Raw genomic sequence first — 18,825 nt, forward strand, 5'->3', positions numbered from 1 at the left:
CCTCGTGCCTTCCGGCACCTGCTCTCCCCTTCCAGACACTTCCCCGCTTGCGTTGCCGCGCGACCGCTCGTCATGCGCCGCACGCGATGTCGTGCCGAACCGTGGCGTCAACCGTGAGCCTGCGCGCATCGTCGCGACTCACTCATGCGTGAAACCATTCGATATCGATCGACGTCGATCGGTGCGCCGACGGCTACTTGATCCGTTCACCGTTCAACCCGCGTGGGTCGAGCTGAAGACTCAACACGACGAGCCAGCGTCTCGGACACTGCGGCGCAACGTCGACCGGGCCGCCGTGCACTCCGGGCGCGGTGACGAACCCGTGTTGCGCCGCGTATTGATACGCGCGCAGCGCATCCGCTTGCAGCCAGAAGCTGACCAGCGCGCACGTCACGAAACGGAACAGCAGCACCGCTGCGGCATCCGGCGCGAAACCGGCCACGACCAGCAGGTTGTCGAACACGAATGCCAGCGCGTGCGCGACCGCGATCGTGACGATCGTCAGCTTCAACACGCCACGCAGCCGCAGTGCAGCGCGCACGCGTGCCTGCCGGACGGCGAGCCGGGTGCGATCGTCGCCGCCTTCGCGCTTCGGCATGTCGTGTTTCACGACGCGGCACCGACCGGTCGTGCAATGTCGATCCGCGTCGTATCACCGGCACCGATGCGACCGTTCGTGACGCAGACCGATTTGCACAGGATCGCGCTGTCGTAGTTGTGCCCCGGAAAGCGCATCACGTCGACCGCTTGAAATCCTTCGCGACGATAGAAATCGATGAGCCGGACCGCCGCGTAAGGTGCGTCGAGCGCCAGGTGCGTCGCGCCGCGCGCGGCGGCCCGCCGTTGCGCGAATGCGAGCAGCGATCGGCCGATGCCGCGGTCCTGCCAGACGGGATCGACGGCCAGCTGGCCGAGCGTCGCGACGTGCCGGCTGCGGTACGGATCGCAGCGGGAATCGGGATCGTGCGAACGCATCGTCATCGTCGCGACCAGATGCGCGTTGCCGAGCGCAACGAAGCACTCGCCGGTGAGCACGCGTTCGCGTGTCGCCGAGGCCGGCTGATCGACGCACGGGCAGTTGAAGCCCAGTGCACCGAGCGGTGCGAAGGCGCGATGCAGCAGCGCGGTCAACGTGTCGTATGAATCGTTGCGCGGGTCGAAGCGCCGCACGACGATGCGGCCATCGAGCCGCTTGGCATAAGCCGCATAGGCGCGCGCGGGGCGCGCGGATTCCGGTCGCTGCATGATGTCCTTTCGCCCAGACGGGGTGACCGAAGTGTAGTGAGCGTCGCGTGTCCGCTTCAAGAAAAAATGTCGTAAACGCGGCGGGCGCGCATCGCGCGGCCAGGTTGCGCTTCAGCCCTCCCGCCAGCAGGGCTTTTTCATCCGGGTGTTGACGATGGAGAACGATCGTTCTACCGTAAACCCATGAACACACATCACGACCTTTCCGGCGAACCGGGCGTTCGCGACCGGCTGCTCGATGCAGCCGAAGCGCTGATCTACTCGGGCGGTATCCATGCAACCGGTGTCGACGCGATCGTCAAGCGATCCGGCGCGGCGCGAAAGAGCTTTTATTCGCATTTCGAATCGAAAGAGGCGCTGGTGCTGGCCGCACTCGAACGTCGCGACGAGCGCTGGATGCGCTGGTTCGTCGACGCGACGCTCGCGCGCGGCAAGGCACCGCGCGTGCAGCTGCTCGGCATGTTCGACGTGCTGCGCGACTGGTTCGGGCAACCCGACTTTCACGGCTGCGCGTTCCTCAACGCATCGGGCGAGATTCCCGATGCCGACGATCCGGTGCGCGTCGTCGCACGCGCGCACAAGGCACGCTTGCTGGCGTTCGTGCGCGAGCGGTTCGATGCGTATGCCGATGAAACCGGCATCGAGCGTCGTGGGCTCGCGCGCATCGCGCGTCAGTGGCTCGTGCTGATCGACGGCGCAATCGGCGTGGCGCTCGTCAGTGGAGATGCAAACGCCGCGCGCGATGCGCGCGCGACGGCCGAACTGCTGCTCGACGCGGTATCACGGTAGTCGAAGCAGCGAATCCGAACCGGCCGCGGTCGTCCGTGGCCAGAACCTGAACAGGAGCAACCCATGTCCGCTTCCCTCGAAGTCCGTCCGCCCGTTCCGCCCTTCACGCTCGAAACGGCGCGCCAGAAAGTGCGCGCCGCCGAGGATGCGTGGAACACGCGCGACCCGCAGCGCGTGTCGCTCGCCTATACGCCGCAAAGCCGATGGCGCAATCGCGCGGAATTCGTGACCGGCCGCGACGAGATCGTCGGGCTGCTGCAGCGCAAGTGGGCGCGCGAGCTCGACTACCGGCTGATCAAGGAGCTGTGGGCATTCGACGGCAATCGCATCGCGGTGCGCTTTGCGTACGAATGGCATGACGATGCCGGCAACTGGTTCCGTTCGTACGGCAACGAAAACTGGGAGTTCGACGAAAACGGGCTGATGGCGCATCGTCACGCGAGTATCAACGACCTGCCGATTCGCGAGCAGGATCGTCTCTATCACTGGCCGCTCGGCCGTCGTCCGGACGATCATCCCGGGCTGTCCGATCTCGGCCTGTGACGCGCGTGCCGACTGGACGGACCGGTGAACGCATCACCGGGCTTCAACGGTGAGGAAATTCGGGAGTCGATGCGCTGAAGGTGAGGTTTTTCGGGACGAAGGGAAATGTCGCGTCGGACTGTGTGCTTCGAGCCGTTCGACGCGGCATCGTCCCGGGCAAAGCGGACGTGCCATGCACGTCGGGATTTCGTGATGCGCGTATCGGTATGCAACGGTGTGCTTCACCACATGATGCATCTCACCGATCGATCGGGGCCGGTAGCGGTTTGACGATCGGTGTGCACGCGTGTGGCGTGCAACTCACCGATCGTATCGACGTCGACGCCTGATGGCGCGTGCCGTGCGCGTTGCAGTGCGACGTTGCTCACCGCTCGACTTCACCAGGCAGGCTCGGGAATTCGCATGCGTGCGCAAACGCATGGCGTGCAACTCACCGCACACCGATTCGTGCAGCCTCTGCCCGGCGCGTGCGATTGCGCCGGGCCTGATCGTCAGCCCGCGATGCGCGCGGCGATCGCCTCGCCTACTTCCTGTGTCCCCGCGTTGCCGCCGAGATCGCGCGTATGCGGCCCCGTGCGCAGCACGTCCTCGATCGCGGCGACGATCGCATCGTGCGCTTCGCGTTCGCGGCCTGCGCCGTTGCCGAGGAAGTCGAGCATCAGGGCCGCCGACCAGATCATCGCGACCGGGTTCGCGATGTATTGCCCCGTGATGTCGGGCGCGGAACCGTGCACGGGTTCGAACAGCGACGGAAACGTGCGGTCGGGGTTCAGGTTCGCCGACGGCGCGATGCCGATCGTGCCCGTACACGCGGGCCCGAGATCCGACAGGATGTCGCCGAACAGGTTCGACGCGACGACGACGTCGAAGCGATCCGGCTGCAGCACGAAACGCGCGCACAGGATGTCGATGTGCTGCTTGTCGACGGCGATGTCGGGATAACGTTCGGCCATCTCGGCCGTGCGCGCGTCCCACCACGGCATGCTGATCGCGATGCCGTTGCTCTTCGTCGCGACGGTGAGACGCTTCGCGCGCCGCTGCGCGAGTTCGAACGCGAATTTCAGCACGCGCTCGGTGCCGTGACGCGTGAAGATCGCCTGCTGCATCACGATCTCGCGATCGGTGCCTTCGAACATCGTGCCGCCGACCGACGAATACTCGCCCTCGGTGTTCTCGCGCACGATCATGAAGTCGATGTCGCCCGCGCGGCGGCCGGCGAGCGGCGACGGCACGCCGTCGAACAGGCGCGCGGGCCGCAGGTTGATGTACTGGTCGAATTCGCGGCGGAATTTCAGCAGCGAGCCCCACAGCGAAACGTGATCGGGCACCGTCGCGGGCCAGCCGACCGCGCCGAACAGGATCGCGTCCATGCCCGACAGTTGCGCCTTCCAGTCGTCCGGCATCATCTTGCCGTGCTGTGCGTAGTAGTCGCAGCTCGCCCAGTCGATCTGGACGAAGTCGAAGCGGATGCCGAAGCGCGCGGTCACGGCGTCGAGCGCGCGCAGGCCCTCGGGCATCACTTCACGGCCGATGCCGTCGCCGGGGATCACGGCAATTCTGTAGGTCCTGTCGGTCATGCAAAGCTCCTTGGCTGGTGGGCTGGCCGCGGAAAGAGGCAGCGGCGCGTCACGTCATTCTATTTATTTCCATCTGGATTAAAATCGCGCGAAAGGTTAATCGACTTTCCACGAATCGTGAATAAATCGCCGAATCTCGACGACCTGCGCGTGTTCAGCCTGGTCGTCCGCCTGACCAGCTTCAGCGCAGCCGCCGAGCAGCTCGCGGTGTCGCCTGCCTATGTCAGCAAGCGCATCGCGTTGCTCGAGGCGCAGCTCGGCACGCGCCTGCTGCATCGCTCGACGCGCCGCGTGACGGTCACGGAAGCAGGCGAGCGCGTGTTCGCGCGCGCCGAGAAGATTCTCGACGACGTCGATCATCTCGTCGAGGACGTGTCGACCACGCGCACGGTGCCGCGCGGCACGCTGCGCATTTCGAGCAGCTTCGGCTTCGGCCGGCACATCGTCGCGCCGGCGCTGCTCGACTTCTCGGCACGCTATCCGCAACTGAACGTGCGGCTCGATCTGTTCGACCGGCTCGTCGACGTCGCGGGCGAAGGCTACGACCTCGACGTGCGCATCGGCGACGAGATCGCCGATCACCTGATCGCGCGCCGCCTTGCCGCGAACTACCGCGTGCTGTGTGCGTCGCCCGACTATCTCGCCCGGCGCGGTACACCGCGCTCGCTCGCGGATCTCGCTTCGCACGACTGTCTTGCCATCAAGGAGCGCGATCACCCGTTCGGCGTGTGGCGGCTGAACGTGCGCGGTGAAACGGCCACGGTGAAGGTTGGCGGCGCGCTGTCGACGAACCATGGCGAGGTCGCCGTGCAATGGGCGCTGGCCGGGCGCGGCATCGTGCTGCGTTCGATCTGGGAAGCCGCGCCGCTGATCGAACGCGGTGCACTGTGTCGCGTGCTGCCGGACGCAATCCAGCCCGCGAACATCTGGGCCGTATATCCGGAGCGCGTGGCCGCGTCGGCGAAAGTGCGCGTGTGCGTGGATTTTCTGATGGAGACGCTGGCTGTCTTGAATGCCGCGGCGGGTGACGATACGGCCTGAAACCGGCTAAAGGTGAGCTTTTACGGGGGCATGCGCACAACATCGGCAGGCCCCGTTTCCGGCTCGCAATCGCGTCGCGAGCCAGTCGCGTCGAACGGATACCAACACATCGCGGTCGCGAGGTGCCGGGCCTGCCGACGCTGGTGCCCGCATACGGCTTACGCCGCTTGTGCCGCGCCTGCCGCCCCGAGCATCAGGTCGAGATTCTGCACGGCTGCGCCGGATGCGCCTTTGCCGAGATTGTCGAACACGGCGGACAGCAGCACCTGGCCGTGCTCGGCATTGACGAACACGCCGAGCCGCATGTCGTTGGTGCCGTTCAGCGCTTGCGGATCGAGATGCGTGATCGCATGCGTGTCCGCGAGCGGTGTGACGTCGACGTGGTGCGACTCGGCGTAATGGTGCGCGAGACACGCATGCAGTTGCTCACCGGTCACACCGGCAGGGAGCAGGCGCAACTCGATCGGCACGGTGAGCACGATGCCTTGCCGATAGGCACCGTAAGCCGGCACGAACAACGGACGGTTCGCCAGACCGGCATGCAGCCGGATCTCGGGCACATGCTTGTGCGCGAGTGCGAGGCCGTAGACCTGGAGCGGTTTCGCGCGCGAAGCGTCGTTCGCTTCGAAAGTGTCGACGGCGGTCCGGCCGCCGCCCGAGTATCCGGACACGGCATGGATGCTCACCGGGTAGTCGCGCGGCAGCAGCCCGGCCTGTAGCAGCGGCCGCAGCAGCCCGATCGCGCCGGTCGGGTAGCAGCCCGGATTGGTGACACGCCGCGCGTGTGCAATTGCCCGTGCCTGCCCGTCGGCCATCTCGGGAAAGCCGTAGACCCATTCCGGCTGCGTGCGATGAGCCGAACTCGCGTCGATCACGCGTACCGCCGGATTCCGGATGAAGCCGACCGCTTCGCGTGCGGCCGCGTCGGGCAGGCACAGAATGGCGATGTCGGCTGCGTTGATCGCCTCGGCGCGCCGCACGGGATCCTTGCGCTCGGCCTCCGGCAGCGCGACGAGCCGCAAGTCGGTGCGCCCGCGCAGGCGCTCGTGGATCTGCAATCCGGTCGTCCCTTGATCGCCGTCGATGTAGACAGTGGGCTGGCTCATGGTGGTCGCGTTCCTTGCGTTCGTGGTCGGGAAAGCCGTATCGTCCACCGAGCGCCTAGAATAGAAAAAGTTGAATTTACTGACCATCAGATTCAGTTTTCTTGAACGAGGGGTGGAGAATGCGGGAGATCAGCCTGGACCGCCTGCGCACGCTGGTCGCCATCGCGGACCAAGGGTCCTTTGTCGCCGCGGCGCAACTGCTTCACCTCGCGCCGCCGACCGTCAGTCTTCACGTTGCCGAACTGGAGAGTCGCATCGGCGCGCCGTTGCTGTCCCGCACGCGCGGAAACGTGCGGCCGTCGCCCATCGGTGAAGTGCTGGTCGAGCGCGCGCGCCGCCTGCTGGCCGAGGTCGAATCCACGCTGGACGATGTGCAGCGACAGGTGCAGGGGTTGACCGGACGCGTGCGCCTCGGCGCATCGACCGGGGCGATCGCGCACCTGCTGCCGCAGGCGGTGGCCCGCTTGCGCGAGCAGCATCCGGACATCGATGTCCAGATCGCGGTGCTCACGTCGCACGACACGCTGGCGCGCATCGCGCAGGGCACGCTCGATGTCGGGCTGGTGGCGCTGCCGCAGACGGCCGTCGCGGGGCTGTCGATCCGTGCGTGGCGGCGCGATCCGGTGATGGCTTTTCTGCCGGCGGACTGGCCGCTTCCGGCGCGCGTGACGCCCGGCTATCTGGCCGCCCGCCCGCTGATTCTCAACGATGCGACCACCCGCCTGTCACGGCTGACGACGGAATGGTTTGCGCTCGGCGGCCACCGGCCGGAGCCGCGGATCGAACTCAACTACAACGATGCGATCAAGAGCCTGGTCGCCGCGGGGTACGGCGCGACGCTGCTGCCGCATGAGGCGGGCGCCCCGCTCCCCGATGCGCGCATTGTCATGCGGGCGTTGCGCCCGGCGTTGTGGCGTGAACTGGGGATCGCCCATCGGGCGGGGCCGGTCGAGCGGGCGACCCAGCATGTACTCGATGCGTTGTGGGCGCTCGGCGCGCGATAGCGCACCGGCATGCAGGCTAGGCGGCGCGGCTGTTCATGCGCGCATGCCGTGCCCGTGCATCCACGGCATGCCGTCTCAAAGCCGGTTGTCCTTCGCGAGCGTCAGCACGCGCGCCCAGCGTTGCGCGTCGCGCTTGTCCATCATCGGCAGCTTCCATTCGCTGCGCACGCCGTCGCGCACGTGCACGACGAGATGCCAGCGGCCGCCGATCGGCGCAGCCTGGCAGCCGTCGAGCTGCGACAGCGTATAGCGGCCGTCCGCGCCGTCGTGCGACAGCCACAGCAGCCCCTGCGTCGCGGACACGCGCAGCTCGCCCCACGCGCGATGCACGACGTGGGTCCAGCCTTCTTCCTTCGTATTCGGTGCGATGTCGCGGCGGCGCTTGATCCACCAGGCGACCAGCGCGATCAGGATCGCGGCGGCGAGCACGGCGGCCGCGATCGCGACCGGCTGGCCGAACTGCGCGGCGATGACGTGAAACAGGTGAACCGCGCCCCATCCGGCAGCGATGAGCGCGAACAGTGCAATGAAAATCGGCATGTCTGATCGGGGAAGGGGACGGACCGGCACATGCATCGCGCCGATCCGTCGCGCACGGCATTACCGTTTGCGGTGAATGTCGTGCGTCACGAAGCCCGCGTCGTTGTTGGGCAGCGCGAGGCCGTCCTTGACTGCGAGCGTCTTGCGGATGTCGTCGAGACCCGCGGACCAGTGGTCACGCATCGTCGACAGACCGAACTGATAGTCCTTGTAGTGATGCTCGTACGCCTTCTGCTGGTAGATCAGGTGCTGGATGTTGTACTTCTTGCTGGACGACATCGCATCGGCCTCGACGCACCAGGGATCCGCCTTGCGCTGCTCTTCCGGCACCTGCTCGAGCACGTGGCGCAAAACGTTGCGGTAGCGCTGTTCGCGCTGCAGCGTGTCGGTCACGAAGCGCGTGCGGCTCGAATACTGCACGTCCTTCGTGCGCTCGGCGACGTCGGCCATCGTGCGCGGCAGCGGCCCGCGCGCGCTCCACAGGTCGACCTGGAACGCGAGCGTGTCGCGGCGCGGCCGTGCGCGGAGCACTTCCATCAGCGGCGTGTTCGACACGACACCGCCGTCCCAGTAGTACTCGCCGTCGATCTCGACCGGCGGGAACGCGGGCGGCAGCGCGCCGGACGCCATGAAATGCTCGGGTGCCAGGCGGATGCGCGAGTTGTCGAAGTACACGAAGTTGCCGGTGCCGACGTTGACCGCGCCGACCGACACGCGCGTTTCGCCAGAATTGATCCGGTCGAAATCGCACAGCTTCAGCAGTGTCGCGCGCAATTGCGACGTGTCGTACCAGCTGATCTTCTCCGGATGATCCGACACGCCCGGCAGCGGCGGCGGGAAGCGCGGCACGAAGAAGCCCTGCTGGCCCTGCATCATCGCGCTTGCGGCCTGCGACGCGGTGAAGAACGTACGAACCTGGTCGATGCTGTTGAACAGCGCGAACTCGAATGCGGCCGGAACCGTCGGGAAGAACGCCGGCTTGCAGATCGTTTCCCAGAACTCGCGCAGCCGCTCGACGCGATGCTCGGGCGCATTGCCCGCGATCAGCGCGGTGTTGAGCGCGCCGATCGAGATGCCCGCGATCCAGTCGAGCGGAATGCCCGCCTCGTGCAGCCCTTCGAACACGCCGGCCTGGTACGCGCCGAGCGCGCCGCCGCCTTGCAGCACGAGTGCAATCGTTTCGTACGGCAGCGACCGTGCGGGGACCGGTGCGCCGGCTTCGTGATGCAGGTCCGCCGCATCGACGGCCTGCTTTTCCGTGGGGGCGCGCGGCTTCACTGCATGAACCAGCCGTGGCTGACGATGAACGACTGGCCCGTGAGCGCGGCGCTCGGGAACGCCGACAGGAACAGCACCGTCTGCGCGACGTCCTGCACCGTCGTGAACACGCCGTCGACCGTATTGCCGAGCATCACCTTCTTCACGACTTCCTCTTCGCTGATCCCGAGCTCCTTCGCCTGCTCCGGAATCTGCTTGTCGACCAGCGGCGTGCGCACGAAGCCCGGACACACGACGTGCGAGCGCACGTTGTGCTTCGCGCCTTCCTTCGCCAGCACGCGGGCCAGGCCGAGCAGGCCGTGCTTGGCCGTCACGTACGCCGACTTCAGCGGCGACGCTTCGTGCGAGTGCACCGAACCCATGTAGATCACGACACCGCCGCGATCGTCCTTGTACATGTGCTTGAGCGCGGCCTTGGTCGTCAGGAATGCGCCGTCGACGTGGATCGCCTGCATCTTCTTCCAGTCGGAGAACGAGTAGTTCTCGATCGGGTTGACGATCTGGATGCCCGCGTTCGACACGAGGATGTCGACCGAGCCGAACGTTTCGGCCACCTTGTCGATACCGCTGTTCACGGCTTCCTCGTTCGTCACGTCCATCGCGACGCCGATCGCCTTGCCGCCGGCCTTGACGATCTCGTCGGCAACGGCGTTCGCGCCGTCCTGGTTCAGGTCGGCGATCGCGACGGCCGCGCCCGCTTTCGCGAGCTCGAGTGCGATTTCCTTGCCGATGCCGCTCGCGGCGCCCGTGACGACTGCGGTCTTGCCATTCAGGTTGCTCATGTTCGAATTCCCGTGGTGAAAGGTTTGACAGGGAGAAAGGACTGCGGACGTGTTACTGAGCCAGGTAATCGTAGACGACTTCGCCGAGGCCCAGTGTCAAATCCGCGACGATGTGCCGGGCTTCGACGATTTCGAGCACGGGCAGGTCGGCTACCGGCGCGAGCGCGTGCGGCGCCAGCTCGAGCGATGCGGGGCCCGTCCACGCGCCCTTCATCTTGATGTCCTGCATGTAGTAGCGCACCAGTTCGCAGACGCGCGCGGTGCCGTCGACGTGCGGGATGATCTTCAGCAGGAAATTGGGGCCGGCAAGACGCTTCGTCTGCTCGTCGATGTCGAGTTCCTTGTGCTTGTAGCCCATCGTGCCGGTCGCGACGCGCACCTTGCCGTAGTCAAGCGTGCCGAGGAGGTGGTCGGTGTTCACGTGCAGCGTGGGCGATGCGAGTTTCTTCGGGAAGCCCCACAGTTCGCGGCCGCCGGCGATCGGCGGGTGATCGTCGAGATACATCGCGAGCGTATAGCCGCCCGGCTGGCCGTTGTATTCGACGGGAATGACCTGGCCGCTTTCGGTGTAATCGCCGAAGCCGGTCGAATCGGCCATGCGGATGAATTCGTAATGCACGAGCGGCTCGGTGACCTGCAGCGGCTCGGGGACGATTTCGCGGAGACGGTCCGGATCGGTGCGATACGTGATGATCAGGAACTCACGATCGACGAAACGGTAAGGGCCCATCGGGAAGGCAGGGCTGGTCAACGGCATCGCAAACGCTTTCGATCGGACATCGCTGGGTTTCATGCGGACTCCTTGTTGTTGATCGCTTCGTGGATGAGTGCTCGTAAGCTCGTAATCCTATGCCTGTGCGTTGCCGTTGTGCGATGCCGCATATGGAATTAATTGTTGCCGATTTCGTAGAATTCGACGCGTAAATATTGAGATGAATGATGCAAACGGCCTGGACGGCACCCGGCGTCCCGATATTCGCATGCATCGATGACGTCACGATGTGAAAAAGGTGAGTCTTTACGGGATGGTAGGTGAGCGTTTCCGGGAGGCGGTCGCTCGGGAATGTGACAATTGTGTGAACTTGTGCTGCAGTGCAGGCTCTAAGTGCGTTCGCCGCGACGGGCTTCGTCGCGTGCGACTGCCGCATTAAGCATCGCTTAAGCGGGAGCGCCCTAGCATCGTTCGTATCAGGCCGGGCAACCGGCCGAGTTTTTACGCCCCACGCAACCGGATTCATGCAGACCCTCAATCTCACCCTTTTTTCCGCCATCAACGCCGGGGTTGCGCCGCAGCCGGGCGTTGCCCGCCTCGCCATCTTCGCCGCCGACTGGCTCGTCTATGCGCTGCCCGCGATGCTGCTGCTGACCTGGATCTTCGGCGCACGCACGACGCGGCGCCAGGCGATCGAAGCCGGCGTCGGCGTGTGCGTGGCGATCGCGCTCGCGCAGGTCATCGGGCATTTCTGGTTCTCGCCGCGTCCGTTCATGGCCGGCGTCGGCACGCAACTGATTCCGCATGCGCCGGACAGCTCGTTTCCGAGCGACCACATGACGTTCGCGTGGAGCATGGCAGTCGGGTTGATGCTCGGCGGCACGACCCGGCTCACCGGGTTCGTGATGGCCGCGTTGGCCGCGGCGATTGCATGGGGGCGTATCTATGCGGGCGTGCACTGGCCGTTCGACATGGCGGGCGGCGTGCTGGTCGGTACGGCCGGCGCGCTGGCCGCGCACCTGTATGGACAACGCGCGACCGCGCTGCTCGAACGGCTCGGCGATTCGGTGCATGCAGTCGTGATGGGGCGCCGGCACGCGCCGTAAGCGGGGGGATCGGGCCGGACGCCGTCAGCCGGGTGTCCTGGCCGGTTCAGCCGATGCGGATGGTCCGCCGCCCGCATCGTGCAGTTCGGGCGTATCGGCCGGATGTTGCGCGGCGTCGCGATCGAGCGCGCTTTCCTTCAGGATCGCGCACATCGCGACGAACAGCGCAAGTACCACCGCGGCAAGGCCGCAATAGCCGGCGATCTTCAGGTTGCGAAGGAAAGGCGAAGCGGGGCTTTCTTTTGTCATGACCGGACGCTCCTGGGCAGGCTGCGACGGCTGTCGCCCGACAGCGGCGTCGCACACACAGATATATACCAGTCGCGATAGCGGTGCCAAGCCCGCTGGTGCGCCGACGCGACGATTGTGTCATCCGCCGGTCAACCGGGTACGCCTTTGACGGCTACCCGCATCCGTCAATCTTCCAGGGTTTCGTGCACGGCCGCCGCGCCGCGCTTCCAGTAGGCCGCCGCGCGGATGCGCGATTTGTCGACGCCGCGCTCGCCCGTCAGGTGCTGGCGTACCGCGCGTATCGACAGCGCTTCGCCTGCCGCCCACACGTAGCCGTCGCCGGACGGCGGCAGCGGCAGGTCGCGCACGGCATTCAGCAGCACATCGCCGTTCGCGGCGTCGGCTTCGGCGCGGAAGCGCCAGATTTCATGCACGTCGGCGCGCGTGTCGAACGCGATCTGCGCGGTGCGATCTGCGACTTCCATCACGACGACCGCGCGCGCACCGGCCGGCAATTCCTCGAGGCGCCGCGCGACCGCCGGCAGCGCCGTATCGTCGCCGATCAGCAGGTGCCAGTCGAAACCGGTCGGGACAACGAACGAACCGCGCGGGCCGCCGATGCCGAGCCATTGGCCGACGCGTGCCTGGGCGGCCCACTGCGACGCGGGGCCCGGGTGGTTCAGCACGAATTCCAGGTCGAGTTCGCGGGCGGCGCGGTCGAAGCGGCGCGGCGTGAAGTCGCGCGCGACCGGCCTCGGTTCGCCTTCCGGAAACTCCGGACCGTTCGCGCCGAGCGTCGGCATCGCAGGCCGTTCGGCGCCGGGCGGCGGGAAAAATACCTTCACGTGATCGTCGAACGACGCGGATTCGAAATCCGCGAGATCGGGGCCGCCGAGCGTGACGCGCAGCAGGTGCGGCGTCACGGCGTGCACGCGCTGGACCTGCAGCAAGCGGAACTTGAGGGTGTGGCGCACGCGGGTCACGGTGCGCTCGGATGTGTTCTGCATCAATCCGTTCTCCTGAGGTTTGACGGGGCGGCGCGGATCACGCGCCGGTGCCGCCTTCGATTTCGCCCGTCGCGCGGCGCAGGATGGCCGCGACGCGGCGCTGTTCATCCGGGCCGGCTGCGCTCTTGTGCAGCAACGCGCGCTTGAGTGCGAGGCGCGCCTCGACGAACTCCGGCAGCCAGCCTGCTTGCGTTTCGTCCTGCGTTTCGTTGCCCGCCGATTCCCCGGCGAACGCACGGCGCATGAACTCCATCTTGCGCGCGAGGTGCGTGAGGCGTGCGAACAGCGTGTCGACCCGTTCGCGCTGGGCGTCGAGATGGGTGCGGCCGGCGTCGGTCAGTGCATAACGCTTGCGGTTGCCTTCCGCCTGCGACGCGACGAAGCCGACTTCTTCGAGATACGTGAGCGCCGGATACACCATGCCGGGGCTCGGGCTGTAGAAACCGTTCGAACGCGTGTCGAGCGCCTTGATCAGCTCGTAGCCATGGCTCGGTTGCTCGGCGACGAGCGCAAGCAACAGCAACTGGAGATCGTCGGAGCTGAACTGGCGGCCGCGTGGCATGCCGTCGTCGCCGAAATCGCCAAAGCCGCCGCGCCCGCCGCGGCCGCCGAACGGGCCGCCGCCACCGAACGGATCGTGGCCGCGACGGTGGCGGCCGATCGCGTACCAGAGACCGGCGAACCAGTCAGGGCGGGCATGCGCACCATGACCGTCGCTTCGGGCATGGCCGCGGGAAGGGTTGTGTCGCATGATCGTGTCCTATATGTCGGAAAACATATCTAAAGATATATATCGAAAGATAGGCCGTCAAGGGGATTTATTGGGGATGGATGGTGGGGGCCGGCAAAAAGGTGACCACTTTTGCGGTGCTTGAGCAGAACTACTGAGATCGTATTTTCAATAGTTTTCAGCGGGCGAGTTCGTTTGCCGAGACATCGAATATCTGTCGATCCGCTTGCCCGCCTCGGTAGACGAGCATGCCGACATCGTCAGCTCGACGCTGTGACCACGCTTGTTGGAGCAACCCACGAGCAGGACGGGCGAAGACTGTGTTCGAGCGATGTAACTACTGGGTCGCCAACTGGCCGGGCACTGTACGAGCGCTGCGCATCGAGCGCCGCAGTTATGGCGCGGCTCGAAACTTGCGGTGTCTTTTGGGTAGCGAAATTGCGACGCTCTTGAATTTCAGTGACGGTTCGCCGATAACGCCGCACTCTTTGTTGAAGCCCTGCATGACGGCATATGCGATATCGATCGACGCATCCGAATATGGGGCTGCCGCCCTGGCACTACGTGAACCGGGTACTCGCGCCCAGCGGATATGCGATCGAACAGCCCGACCTGATCGTCGGGTTTATGGGTTCGGTTGTTGCTGTGCCCGAAAATGTGCAGTCTCTCGATACATAGGCTAACGAACTGATCCAGCACTCGCTGGCCCAGTCGGAAGATCTGCTCAACTCATGCAAACGGTGTAGCGGGAGTGATTTGTCCTCGGCGATGAAGTCATCAAGACATTCGGGACGCAACGTTACTTGCTTGTGGTCCTCTCCGTCGACAAAACGCCCCTTCGTCGCTTCTCATCGGAACGGGTTGATCCAGTCCAGGTGATCGAACGCGCTTTTATGCAGTCTCGGCCAGTAGCTGCCACTGGCCGATCCTTCAATAGACCGCTCAATTGCGACATCGAGATTCAGAAGCGGTCGCCGCGGCCCCATCCCTCGTAGAACACATCATGAGCCGGCTGAAACCGGAATCGGCCGGATATCGCCAAGACTCGCTTGTGTGGGTGCCTCGCCCAGCCATTGCATGAATTCGCCCACATGCTGCGCCCAAAGATCGGGACGAGTCATCGTGAAATGGCCCGGCGATGACGGTGTGCCCTGCTGCACCAGATACCGGCCATGCTGAAGCGTTGGCACAAGTCGCTCGAGAACGCGCAGGGTGTCAGGGTTGAATTCGTCGTCGGAGAAATTCAGGGCAAACAGCTTGGCCCGAATCCTGGAAAGCCCTGGCTCGGGATCGTAGTCAAACGACGACTTGAGCGAATAAAGAATGTCGTTCGCGTCGATATGCTCCGCCTGGAAGCGCACGGTCGCGAGAAACTTGCTTGCCGCCGCGCCGTCCGGAATTTCCTGCTGTAGCGCGGGCGCACTGTCGATCATCATTCGCAACACACCGAAGCCTTGGACCCAGCCTCGGGGCGTTTGCGTGTACTGCCCGCTCTTCCAGTCGGGATCGGAACGGATCGAGTCGATCACCATGCGCCGCCACAGCAGATTGCGGCCCGAGACCGTAATCGGTAGTGAGACCACGGGCATGACGCCGTCCATCATGTCCGGATATGTTTCCGCCCATTGCCAGGCGTTCATGCCGCCCATCGACATGCCGAGAATCGCATGAAGATGCTCGATGCCCAAGGTTTCGGTCACCAGCTTGTGCTGGAGATCGACGATGTCGCCGTAATCGTAGTTTGGAAATTTCGCCCTTAACCCGTCACTCGGTTTGCTCGACTGGCCGTGGCCCACGTTGTCGGGAAAAATCAGGTAGTAGCGATTCGCGTCGAGTGGACGTCCCCGGTCGAACAGCGCTTTTGTGTAGGTCGGACTCAGCAGCGTTCGACTGTCCGCGCCGGTCCAGTGCAGGACCAGGACGGCGTTGTCAACGGCGCCATGGGCATTGCGATGCGGCGTGCCGAGCGTTGCGTAGTGGATCCTCAGCCGGGGCAGCGTCTCGCCATCCCGGAACCGGTAGTTGTCGAACCAGGCATCGGCCTCGACGGCCGTCGGATTCGCGCGCGGGTCCCACGGCGCCGTCGCTTCGCCGGCGGAGGCGGCCGACGGGATACCGGGCTGCGCCGACGCGGTGTCCTCAAACGTGGGGCCGCACAGCAGTAAGCCGAACAGCACGCTGGCTGCGGCACGGGTACGACGAAAGTTCACGATGATTTCCTTGTCCGATTGAAGAAGCGGTTTTGCACAGGGCGCGCCAGTGCCGTTGCTTCGGCAAGCTTCACCGCACGTTCGAGAGGCCCGGGCGGCGGCGCAGCAGGTCGAACGCCATGATGTGGCTCGCTCCTGATATTCCGACGCCGTAGAACGGGATCAATGCCATCGGCAGTGTCTGGATGCCGGACATGCGGGGATCGTTGAGCAGGAAATAGGTCAATCCCGTACCGACCGCCACGACGAAATCTGCGAACCCGAACAGATGAAAGGTCAGATACCGGTTGCGTGTTTTCGGCAGCATGGTGACGCCGAACGCCATCAACCCCGCGATGAGGTCCCCCCATCCCGCGTTCCTGACGAACGCTTCCGGCAGGAGATCGTGCGCCCCGTACCAGAAGAAGACGAGCGCGGCCGCAATCCGCCAGATATGAAATGCCGTCAGCGTTCTTAGCCCGATGGTCGCGATGTATGTGCGAAAGCTCCGGGACATCGAATAAACGACGACTGGCGCCACGATACCGAGGGCAATGAGGCAGGCGAGCCCCAGCGGGTAGATCGCTCGATAAACCCCCGCTTCGGCCGCCGCGGCAACAGCCAGTCCCCAGACGATCAGCACACCCAGCAAGCCCGTCCCGCCGTTCTTCCGGATCTCGACGATCTGATTCATTTCAGAATCCAGTTAGGTAAACTAAGCATTGATCGAATTCCCGGTATCGACCGAACGCGATGCCGTAGATTAAAGCGCGCCTTTTCTGCCGTCTTCGGACACCTTCAGAAGCGGCACCGACTTGAGCAGGGTTTCCGGCTGCACCCGCTCCCAGAGACTTCCTTTGCCTTGCTGCCGGCCACGCTCGTCTTCGCGTCGAAGCCATTGCTCGACGGTCCGGATACGGTTCGGATGGATTTCGTCGAGTAGCGCGTAGTCGCGTCGGATGACGCCGTGCTTCCAGATGTTCCAGAAACCGGTGAAGTTGTCGCGGAAACTCATCGTGCTCTTGTCATTCGGGTCCGCGTTGTATCCGGCGGGCGAGCTCGCCGCCATCTTGAGCGGGCCGTTCCAGTAAGTGTCCAGATCCGTGTCGATATAGCGCGCCGGATGCCCCGTTACCCGTTCGAACGCCTCGGCCAGTTTCCCGTACTCGACGTGCTCGATGGCGACCTGGAGATCCATGCCGTTCGCGCGCTCCGGGTGATCGAACAGCCAGCGCGCGTAGTAGCCGCAATCCTCCAGTGCGACATGCGGCACCGCGCCGTTGCCGAGCGGCACGCGCCAGGTGACGACTCCGTCCTCGACGAAGGGCATCATCGGCGTCTTCGCCGAAATGGCCATCTCCATGTATGGCCCGGTGGTGAACACGGCCGCGCCCATGCGGTCCCGGTTCGTCTGGTTCTGGAACAGGATCCATTCGCCCACGCGGCCCTTGCCGTCGTAGTGGCCAGCACGAAAGCGCGAATCGTAGCCGGCCTGTTTGAGCGCGTAGTCGAGGTTGCCATACACGAAGAACTCGATGCCTTCTTCCAGCGCGATTTCGTAGCAACGTATCGCCCAGTAGATCTCCGTTTTCTCGCCGGTGTTGAACCCGTCCAGATTGACGTACGCACCGTCGCAGCCGCGAAAGCCTGCCCGCAGAACGGCTTCGTCGGCAAACGTGCCTTTCAGGATCGACACGTTGCCGAGTGCGAGCAGCGCCTTGGCGCGCCGGGAATCGGGATCCCGGCTCAACGCGCGAACGGAATACTTGCCGTCCGCGACGAGCGCGCTGATGACAGGCAGGCCCTGCGCGCCTGTACCACCGATGACGAAGATTCTGGAAGGGGCGTGAGGAGGCATGATGGTTTCCTTGAGTTCGATGCTACGGACGCTCACTGACGACATCGGTCAACAAGTGGGACACTCACTCTTATAATAAGAGTGAGTGTCCCACAAGACAAGAATATTTCGGCACTTGAACTGGGAAGGCGGCGGGCTCTTGGAGGGAAACGTCCTGCCGACGCTCATGCGACTCTTATAATGAGACTCACTCTCGGCGACGATCGCCGGGGCTAATCAGGGAAACGGCCATGCGCTCGAAGGGTTTTGACGGAATGGTGTGCCCGATTGCCGGCGTCATGGCGGCGATCGGCGACCGATGGGGCTTGCTGATACTGCGCGACCTTGTCTGCGGGCTCAGCCGGTACGACGAGTTTCGCCAGTCGTCCGGCATCACCAACGCGACGCTCAGCGACCGGCTCAAGCATCTGGAGGCCAACGGCCTCGTTGAGCGTAGGCGCTATCAGGTGAATCCGGAGCGATTTGAATATCTCCTGACTCACAAGGGCTTGCAGATCGCCCCGGTGATGCCGGTACTTGCCCAGATTGGGGACAGTCTGGACGTTTCCGGCGCTTCGGCGCCTCCGATGAAGTTCGTGAATCGAAAGACAGGCGCCGAGGTGCGGTGGAGCTTTATCGATCAGGAGACGGGGGAGCGGACCGACGCGGCGGATCTGGAGATCCAGGAAGGTCCCGGCGCAGACGAGCTGGTCCGCTGGCGCCTGTCGCACGGTAACCGGCGTCGCCGAAAAGCAGATCCGCCAGGCGGACGAGCGCCTGCTTGATGGTCGCCCGGGTTTCTCCGTAGAACGCCATCAGGTTCTTCCCGGACACCTCGTCAGGCAGCACGCTGCGCTGGCGATCGTGGGCGATCCTGGCGAGCAGCGCATCCTCGGCCCTCGCCGAGTGTTTCGCTTGATCAGCTCGACATCTCGTGATGCCCGCCGACGTCGCCCGGCGTGCAGGCGCTGATCGAAACAGGCGGCGCCGTGTCGATTGATAACCTCGGTGCATCAATTCTTCCAAAAATCGCACTTATCGTTTGATCGACGCCGGGAGAACATTCCGGAAAACGACAATCGTCCCGCCCCGCATATTTCCGGATTTT

The 18,825-nt window shown here is 64.7% G+C and carries 20 protein-coding genes; 6 read left to right on the forward strand and 14 right to left on the reverse strand.

All coding sequences use genetic code 11. The features are described from left to right. Window positions 1-193: 193 nt before the first annotated feature. Together AB3K92_RS07850 and AB3K92_RS07855 are read right to left on the reverse strand one after the other, a co-directional pair. Window positions 194-610: a hypothetical protein gene (locus tag AB3K92_RS07850; protein WP_230957060.1), complete on the reverse strand. Its 417-nt coding sequence runs from the start codon at window positions 608-610 to the stop codon at window positions 194-196. Next, window positions 607-1,245: a GNAT family N-acetyltransferase gene (locus AB3K92_RS07855; RefSeq protein ID WP_059489902.1), complete on the reverse strand. Its 639-nt coding sequence runs from the start codon at window positions 1,243-1,245 to the stop codon at window positions 607-609. The genes AB3K92_RS07850 and AB3K92_RS07855 overlap by 4 nt, the downstream gene beginning before the upstream one ends. Window positions 1,246-1,428: 183 nt before the next feature. Here AB3K92_RS07855 and AB3K92_RS07860 point away from each other — a divergent pair, with 183 nt between their 5' ends. Then, window positions 1,429-2,034 (forward strand): TetR/AcrR family transcriptional regulator, encoded by a 606-nt coding sequence (locus AB3K92_RS07860; protein ID WP_021163714.1) that lies wholly within the window; start codon window positions 1,429-1,431, stop codon window positions 2,032-2,034. Window positions 2,035-2,097: 63 nt separating this feature from the next. Continuing rightward, a complete protein-coding gene (locus AB3K92_RS07865; RefSeq protein ID WP_048021168.1) occupies window positions 2,098-2,577 on the forward strand; it encodes a nuclear transport factor 2 family protein in 480 nt (159 codons plus the stop codon). Between the two features lie 491 nt (window positions 2,578-3,068). On the opposite strand, the gene AB3K92_RS07870 is transcribed toward AB3K92_RS07865, so the two are convergent. After that, a complete protein-coding gene (locus AB3K92_RS07870; RefSeq protein ID WP_059489900.1) occupies window positions 3,069-4,154 on the reverse strand; it encodes a tartrate dehydrogenase in 1,086 nt (361 codons plus the stop codon). Between the two features lie 117 nt (window positions 4,155-4,271). Between AB3K92_RS07870 and AB3K92_RS07875 the strand changes: the two genes are divergently transcribed. Beyond that, on the forward strand, window positions 4,272-5,195 hold the full coding sequence (locus AB3K92_RS07875; RefSeq protein WP_059676697.1) for a LysR substrate-binding domain-containing protein: 924 nt from the start codon (window positions 4,272-4,274) through the stop codon (window positions 5,193-5,195). Between the two features lie 158 nt (window positions 5,196-5,353). On the opposite strand, the gene argC is transcribed toward AB3K92_RS07875, so the two are convergent. Then, entirely contained in the window at window positions 5,354-6,301 is a 948-nt protein-coding gene (argC, locus tag AB3K92_RS07880; RefSeq protein WP_369465767.1) for an N-acetyl-gamma-glutamyl-phosphate reductase, read from the reverse strand. A gap of 119 nt (window positions 6,302-6,420) precedes the next feature. Here argC and AB3K92_RS07885 point away from each other — a divergent pair, with 119 nt between their 5' ends. Further along, complete coding sequence (locus AB3K92_RS07885; protein ID WP_021163709.1) at window positions 6,421-7,305, forward strand: LysR family transcriptional regulator; 885 nt, start codon at window positions 6,421-6,423, stop codon at window positions 7,303-7,305. A 75-nt stretch (window positions 7,306-7,380) separates the two neighbouring features. On the opposite strand, the gene AB3K92_RS07890 is transcribed toward AB3K92_RS07885, so the two are convergent. Genes AB3K92_RS07890 through AB3K92_RS07905 form a run of 4 tightly spaced genes read right to left on the reverse strand, consistent with a single transcriptional unit; the run spans window position 7,381 to window position 10,698 of the window. Beyond that, a complete protein-coding gene (locus tag AB3K92_RS07890; RefSeq protein ID WP_048021176.1) occupies window positions 7,381-7,845 on the reverse strand; it encodes a hypothetical protein in 465 nt (154 codons plus the stop codon). A 60-nt stretch (window positions 7,846-7,905) separates the two neighbouring features. Then, window positions 7,906-9,123 (reverse strand): patatin-like phospholipase family protein, encoded by a 1,218-nt coding sequence (locus tag AB3K92_RS07895; protein ID WP_021163707.1) that lies wholly within the window; start codon window positions 9,121-9,123, stop codon window positions 7,906-7,908. Continuing rightward, window positions 9,120-9,905 carry a 3-hydroxybutyrate dehydrogenase gene (locus AB3K92_RS07900; RefSeq protein WP_048021178.1) on the reverse strand — a complete coding sequence of 262 codons (786 nt, stop codon included), beginning with the start codon at window positions 9,903-9,905 and terminating at the stop codon, window positions 9,120-9,122. Before AB3K92_RS07900 ends, AB3K92_RS07895 begins: the two co-directional genes overlap by 4 nt. A 52-nt stretch (window positions 9,906-9,957) precedes the next feature. Continuing rightward, on the reverse strand, window positions 9,958-10,698 hold the full coding sequence (locus tag AB3K92_RS07905) for an acetoacetate decarboxylase (RefSeq protein WP_021157498.1): 741 nt from the start codon (window positions 10,696-10,698) through the stop codon (window positions 9,958-9,960). Between the two features lie 443 nt (window positions 10,699-11,141). Between AB3K92_RS07905 and AB3K92_RS07910 the strand changes: the two genes are divergently transcribed. After that, window positions 11,142-11,723 (forward strand): undecaprenyl-diphosphatase, encoded by a 582-nt coding sequence (locus AB3K92_RS07910; protein WP_021157499.1) that lies wholly within the window; start codon window positions 11,142-11,144, stop codon window positions 11,721-11,723. Between the two features lie 24 nt (window positions 11,724-11,747). Here AB3K92_RS07910 and AB3K92_RS07915 read toward each other — a convergent pair whose 3' ends face one another. From AB3K92_RS07915 to AB3K92_RS07940, 6 genes are all read right to left on the reverse strand, one after another. Next, window positions 11,748-11,972 carry a hypothetical protein gene (locus tag AB3K92_RS07915; protein ID WP_021157500.1) on the reverse strand — a complete coding sequence of 75 codons (225 nt, stop codon included), beginning with the start codon at window positions 11,970-11,972 and terminating at the stop codon, window positions 11,748-11,750. 167 nt (window positions 11,973-12,139) lie between these two features. Beyond that, on the reverse strand, window positions 12,140-12,961 hold the full coding sequence (locus AB3K92_RS07920) for a siderophore-interacting protein (protein WP_059496690.1): 822 nt from the start codon (window positions 12,959-12,961) through the stop codon (window positions 12,140-12,142). Window positions 12,962-12,998: 37 nt separating this feature from the next. Next, window positions 12,999-13,712 (reverse strand): PadR family transcriptional regulator, encoded by a 714-nt coding sequence (locus AB3K92_RS07925; protein ID WP_048021182.1) that lies wholly within the window; start codon window positions 13,710-13,712, stop codon window positions 12,999-13,001. A 980-nt stretch (window positions 13,713-14,692) separates the two neighbouring features. After that, the gene (locus AB3K92_RS07930; protein WP_369464764.1) at window positions 14,693-15,901 is read right to left on the reverse strand and encodes an alpha/beta fold hydrolase; all 1,209 of its coding nucleotides are present in this window, start codon (window positions 15,899-15,901) and stop codon (window positions 14,693-14,695) included. Between the two features lie 70 nt (window positions 15,902-15,971). Beyond that, window positions 15,972-16,574: a hypothetical protein gene (locus AB3K92_RS07935; protein ID WP_369464765.1), complete on the reverse strand. Its 603-nt coding sequence runs from the start codon at window positions 16,572-16,574 to the stop codon at window positions 15,972-15,974. Window positions 16,575-16,643: 69 nt separating this feature from the next. Continuing rightward, window positions 16,644-17,783, reverse strand: a complete 1,140-nt coding sequence (locus AB3K92_RS07940; RefSeq protein WP_369464766.1) for an NmrA family NAD(P)-binding protein — start codon at window positions 17,781-17,783, stop codon at window positions 16,644-16,646. Window positions 17,784-17,968: 185 nt separating this feature from the next. On the opposite strand from AB3K92_RS07940, the gene AB3K92_RS07945 reads away from it, so the two are divergent. Next, entirely contained in the window at window positions 17,969-18,502 is a 534-nt protein-coding gene (locus AB3K92_RS07945) for a helix-turn-helix domain-containing protein (RefSeq protein ID WP_318827606.1), read from the forward strand. The last annotated feature ends 323 nt before the right edge of the window (window positions 18,503-18,825 follow it).

This window comes from Burkholderia sp. Bmkn7, assembly GCF_041103175.1.
Classification (GTDB): Bacteria; Pseudomonadota; Gammaproteobacteria; order Burkholderiales; family Burkholderiaceae; genus Burkholderia; species Burkholderia cepacia.

Coding starts and splice junctions, on each gene's coding strand:
- AB3K92_RS07885 (WP_021163709.1), top strand. CDS start 6,421: ATGCGGGAGATCAGCCTGGACCGCCTGCGCACGCTGGTCGCCATCGCG.
- AB3K92_RS07940 (WP_369464766.1), bottom strand. CDS start 17,783: ATGTCGTCAGTGAGCGTCCGTAGCATCGAACTCAAGGAAACCATCATG.
- AB3K92_RS07905 (WP_021157498.1), bottom strand. CDS start 10,698: ATGAAACCCAGCGATGTCCGATCGAAAGCGTTTGCGATGCCGTTGACC.
- AB3K92_RS07910 (WP_021157499.1), top strand. CDS start 11,142: ATGCAGACCCTCAATCTCACCCTTTTTTCCGCCATCAACGCCGGGGTT.
- AB3K92_RS07920 (WP_059496690.1), bottom strand. CDS start 12,961: ATGCAGAACACATCCGAGCGCACCGTGACCCGCGTGCGCCACACCCTC.
- argC (WP_369465767.1), bottom strand. CDS start 6,301: ATGAGCCAGCCCACTGTCTACATCGACGGCGATCAAGGGACGACCGGA.
- AB3K92_RS07925 (WP_048021182.1), bottom strand. CDS start 13,712: ATGCGACACAACCCTTCCCGCGGCCATGCCCGAAGCGACGGTCATGGT.
- AB3K92_RS07935 (WP_369464765.1), bottom strand. CDS start 16,574: ATGAATCAGATCGTCGAGATCCGGAAGAACGGCGGGACGGGCTTGCTG.
- AB3K92_RS07865 (WP_048021168.1), top strand. CDS start 2,098: ATGTCCGCTTCCCTCGAAGTCCGTCCGCCCGTTCCGCCCTTCACGCTC.
- AB3K92_RS07855 (WP_059489902.1), bottom strand. CDS start 1,245: ATGCAGCGACCGGAATCCGCGCGCCCCGCGCGCGCCTATGCGGCTTAT.
- AB3K92_RS07915 (WP_021157500.1), bottom strand. CDS start 11,972: ATGACAAAAGAAAGCCCCGCTTCGCCTTTCCTTCGCAACCTGAAGATC.
- AB3K92_RS07945 (WP_318827606.1), top strand. CDS start 17,969: ATGCGCTCGAAGGGTTTTGACGGAATGGTGTGCCCGATTGCCGGCGTC.
- AB3K92_RS07890 (WP_048021176.1), bottom strand. CDS start 7,845: ATGCCGATTTTCATTGCACTGTTCGCGCTCATCGCTGCCGGATGGGGC.
- AB3K92_RS07860 (WP_021163714.1), top strand. CDS start 1,429: ATGAACACACATCACGACCTTTCCGGCGAACCGGGCGTTCGCGACCGG.
- AB3K92_RS07870 (WP_059489900.1), bottom strand. CDS start 4,154: ATGACCGACAGGACCTACAGAATTGCCGTGATCCCCGGCGACGGCATC.
- AB3K92_RS07900 (WP_048021178.1), bottom strand. CDS start 9,905: ATGAGCAACCTGAATGGCAAGACCGCAGTCGTCACGGGCGCCGCGAGC.